The sequence below is a fragment of the Pseudomonas sp. 05T35 genome, assembly GCF_056396605.1.
On sequence record NZ_JBFTLU010000431.1, the window covers coordinates 1 to 3,880 of the forward strand.

At 54.7% G+C, this 3,880-nt stretch carries 5 protein-coding genes; 2 read left to right on the forward strand and 3 right to left on the reverse strand.

All coding sequences use genetic code 11. The features are described from left to right. The 3 genes from AC1DH9_RS24575 to thrS all read right to left on the reverse strand — a co-directional run. The coding region (locus AC1DH9_RS24575; RefSeq protein ID WP_477808941.1) for a 50S ribosomal protein L35 at positions 1-67 on the reverse strand (67 nt) is incomplete at its 3' end. Between the two features lie 60 nt (positions 68-127). Next, positions 128-679, reverse strand: a complete 552-nt coding sequence (gene infC / locus AC1DH9_RS24580; RefSeq protein ID WP_169843736.1) for a translation initiation factor IF-3 — start codon at positions 677-679, stop codon at positions 128-130. Beyond that, positions 679-2,601 carry a threonine--tRNA ligase gene (thrS, locus tag AC1DH9_RS24585; protein WP_477808939.1) on the reverse strand — a complete coding sequence of 641 codons (1,923 nt, stop codon included), beginning with the start codon at positions 2,599-2,601 and terminating at the stop codon, positions 679-681. Before thrS ends, infC begins: the two co-directional genes overlap by 1 nt. A gap of 385 nt (positions 2,602-2,986) precedes the next feature. Between thrS and AC1DH9_RS24590 the strand changes: the two genes are divergently transcribed. Then, positions 2,987-3,286 (forward strand): hypothetical protein, encoded by a 300-nt coding sequence (locus AC1DH9_RS24590; protein WP_427534710.1) that lies wholly within the window; start codon positions 2,987-2,989, stop codon positions 3,284-3,286. Positions 3,287-3,579: 293 nt separating this feature from the next. After that, positions 3,580-3,792, forward strand: coding sequence for a cold-shock protein (locus AC1DH9_RS24595; RefSeq protein WP_477808940.1), 213 nt, complete (start codon positions 3,580-3,582; stop codon positions 3,790-3,792). Positions 3,793-3,880: the final 88 nt, after the last annotated feature.

Genomic DNA, 3,880 nt, shown 5'->3' on the forward strand with positions numbered 1-3,880 from the left:
GCTTGATACCGTTAGCAGTTTTCAGAAACCGCTTAGCAGCACCACTTTTAGTTTTCATCTTTGGCATGTTCGGATACTCCGCATTCAGTTGATTAACATAATCGCAAGGCCTGCCGTGCCCTGTTGATTACTTCTTCTTTTTCGGGGCGATGACCATGATCAGCTGGCGTCCTTCCATCTTAGGATGCTGTTCGACCGAACCGTACTCGAGCAGGTCACCTTCAACCCGCTTGAGGAGTTCCATCCCCAGCTCCTGGTGGGCCATCTCACGGCCGCGGAATCGCAAGGATACCTTGGCCCTGTCCCCGTCACTCAGGAAACGTACCAGGTTGCGCAGTTTTACCTGGTAATCCCCTTCCTCCGTCCCTGGACGAAACTTGATTTCTTTTACCTGAATCTGCTTCTGGTTTTTCTTCGCCGCAGCAATCTGCTTCTTCTTTTCGAAGATCGATTTGCCGTAGTCCATCACACGGCAAACCGGTGGGACTGCGTCTGCGGAGATTTCTACCAGATCAAGCTTGGCTTCTTCAGCAATACGAAGCGCTTCATCAATCGAGACGATGCCAATCTGCTCGCCGTCAGCGCCAATTAACCGAACCTCGCGTGCCGAGATATTCTCGTTGATCGGGGCTTTCGGTGCAGCTCGTTTATCTTGTCTCATTTCACGCTTAATAATAATTACTCCGAATCTGGGCGACCACGCCGGGAAACCGCTTGCGCGAGGAACTCAGCGAACTGGGCGACGGGCATCGAGCCCAGGTCAGCACCTTCACGAGTACGCACAGCGACAGTCTGCATCTCGACTTCCCGATCTCCAATAACCAAGAGATAGGGAACCTTGAGCAAAGTATGCTCGCGGATTTTAAAGCCGATCTTTTCATTTCTCAAGTCAGACTTGGCACGAAAACCGCTTTGATTGAGAGTTTTTTCAACTTCAGCGGCAAAATCTGCCTGTTTATCAGTGATATTCATGATCACTGCCTGAGTCGGAGCCAGCCACGCAGGGAACGCGCCCTCGTAATGCTCGATCAGAATCCCGACGAAACGCTCGAAGGAACCCAGGATCGCCCGGTGCAACATTACCGGGTGCTTGCGACTGTTGTCTTCGGAGACGTATTCGGCTCCCAGACGGATCGGCAGGTTAAAATCGAGCTGCAAGGTACCACATTGCCAGACACGACCGAGGCAATCTTTTAGCGAGAACTCGATTTTCGGACCGTAGAAAGCACCCTCGCCTGGCTGCAGATCGTACGGCAGGCCCGCACTATCAAGGGCTGAGGCCAGCGCCGATTCTGCGCGATCCCACAGCTCATCGGAGCCAACGCGCTTTTCCGGACGAGTGGACAGCTTCATTTCGACGTCGGTAAAGCCGAAATCGGCGTAGACATCCATGGTCAGCTTGATGAACGCGGCGGATTCGGCCTGCATCTGCTCTTCAGTACAGAAGATGTGCGCATCATCCTGGGTGAACCCACGCACACGCATGATGCCGTGCAGCGCACCGGACGGCTCATTACGGTGGCAAGCACCGAACTCGGCCAGACGCATCGGCAGCTCACGKTAGCTTTTCAAGCCCTGGTTGAACACCTGCACGTGGCAAGGGCAGTTCATTGGCTTGATCGCGTAGTCGCGGCTTTCCGACTGCGTGGTGAACATGTTCTCGGCGTAGTTGGCCCAGTGCCCGGATTTCTCCCACAGGCTACGGTCAACCACTTGCGGAGTCTTGATCTCCAGGTAGCCGTTTTCACGCTGAACCTGGCGCATGTACTGCTCGAGTACCTGGTACAGGGTCCAGCCGTTCGGGTGCCAGAAAACCATGCCCGGCGCTTCTTCCTGGGTATGGAACAGGCCGAGACGCTTGCCGATCTTGCGATGGTCGCGCTTTTCAGCTTCTTCGATACGCTGGATGTAGGCCGCCAGTTGCTTCTTGTCAGCCCAGGCGGTGCCGTAAACGCGCTGCAACTGCTCGTTCTTGGCATCGCCGCGCCAGTAGGCGCCGGACAGCTTGGTCAGCTTGAAGGATTTCAGGAAGCGGGTGTTCGGCACRTGCGGACCGCGGCACATGTCGACGTATTCTTCGTGATAGTACAGGCCCATGGCCTGTTCGTTCGGCATGTCTTCGACCAGGCGCAGCTTGTAGTCTTCGCCACGGCGGGTGAACACGTCGATCACTTCGGCGCGCGGAGTGACTTTCTTGATGACGTCGTAATCTTTTTCGATCAGCAGGTGCATGCGCTGTTCGATCGCCGCGAGGTCGTCCGGAGTGAAAGGACGCTCGTAGGCGATGTCGTAATAGAAGCCTTCATCGATGACCGGACCGATCACCATTTTCGCCGTCGGGTACAGCTGCTTGACCGCGTGGCCAATCAGGTGAGCGCAAGAGTGGCGAATGATCTCCACCCCCTCTTCATCCTTGGGCGTGATGATTTGCAGGGTCGCGTCGCTGTCGATGACATCACTGGCGTCAACCAGCTTGCCGTTGACCTTGCCGGCCACGGTGGCCTTGGCCAGACCGGCACCAATGGATGCGGCGACCTCGGCTACGGAAACCGGATGATCGAAGGAACGTTGACTGCCGTCGGGAAGAGTAATAGTGGGCATGGCGCCTCCTCTCCTAGTGGTGACCCCTACCAAAGGTCACGTGGGTTGGGATGAGCAGCCAGTACGCGATTCAGTCCAGGCCATTCAATATTGAACGCCTGCCTTACAGCGGCAGGAGCCTTGCGGCCAACCGGGAACCGAACCAGAGTGACTGGAGATCAAATCAGGGTTATTCGGGTATTGGCCGCTACTGGAGAACAGGTCATCCAGAGCCTGAAAATACCCAAGCGCTGGATCCTAGCACAGATGAACGGTCGTCGCCGCGACCTTGTTTGGCCAACGCCGAATTCAGGGCTTTTGCATCAAAAAGTGAACTTGAGATGTACGGCCCACCTCAAATAGGCTGAGAATCGCCACACATTATCGACCTCAAGGAGTTCCAGCTATGCGTCTTATCCGCCTTATCGCCCTTGCCTCCCCACTGATTATGCTGCTCCCGCTTAGCGCGCAGGCTGCCTGGCCTGCCGGGGTTCGCGAAAGCTATATGAAGGATTGCGTTTCCGCCGCCAGCCAGAGCGTCGACCAGAAGTCCGCCGAATTGCATTGCGCCTGTGGCGCGGACAAGCTCAACGAGAAGTTTACAACGGCCGAAATCAGCGAGCTGATGAGCAAGACAAAACAGCCGAGCGCAGAGCTGCGCACCAAGGCGCTGGACGCCATTCAGGAATGCAGAGTCAAGAAATAAGCTGCTGCAGGGCTAAAAACACCGGCCCTGGCGAGTAGAAAACAGCTGAAAAGCCACTATTTCAGACAAATTACGCAGCTTTTACAGCTTTTTTTACAGGCCATGTATTTGGCTACAAGCCTTTTAAACCGGGGCTTCCAGCCATACACAGCGACAAAGAACAGGCGATACGAAGGCAAACAGCACGTCCGGGGGGCTCCCAAATCGAACATTTCGACTATGATACTCCGGTGTGCCCAGTTGGCCTGAGCAGCACAGCACTACTGAAAATATATGTTTCTTGGAGATACACCATGTCTAATCGCCAAACCGGCACCGTTAAATGGTTCAACGATGAAAAAGGCTTCGGCTTCATCACTCCTCAAGGTGGCGGTGACGACCTGTTCGTACACTTCAAAGCTATCGAAAGCGACGGTTTCAAAAGCCTGAAAGAAGGCCAAACCGTTTCCTTCGTGGCTGAGAAAGGCCAAAAGGGTATGCATGCTGCACAAGTTCGCCCAGAGTAATTTTCTGGCGCACTAAAAAAACCCCGTCCATGTGACGGGGTTTTTTATGGGCGAAACAAAAGCCTGAAGCGATTAGCCGCAGTTAACG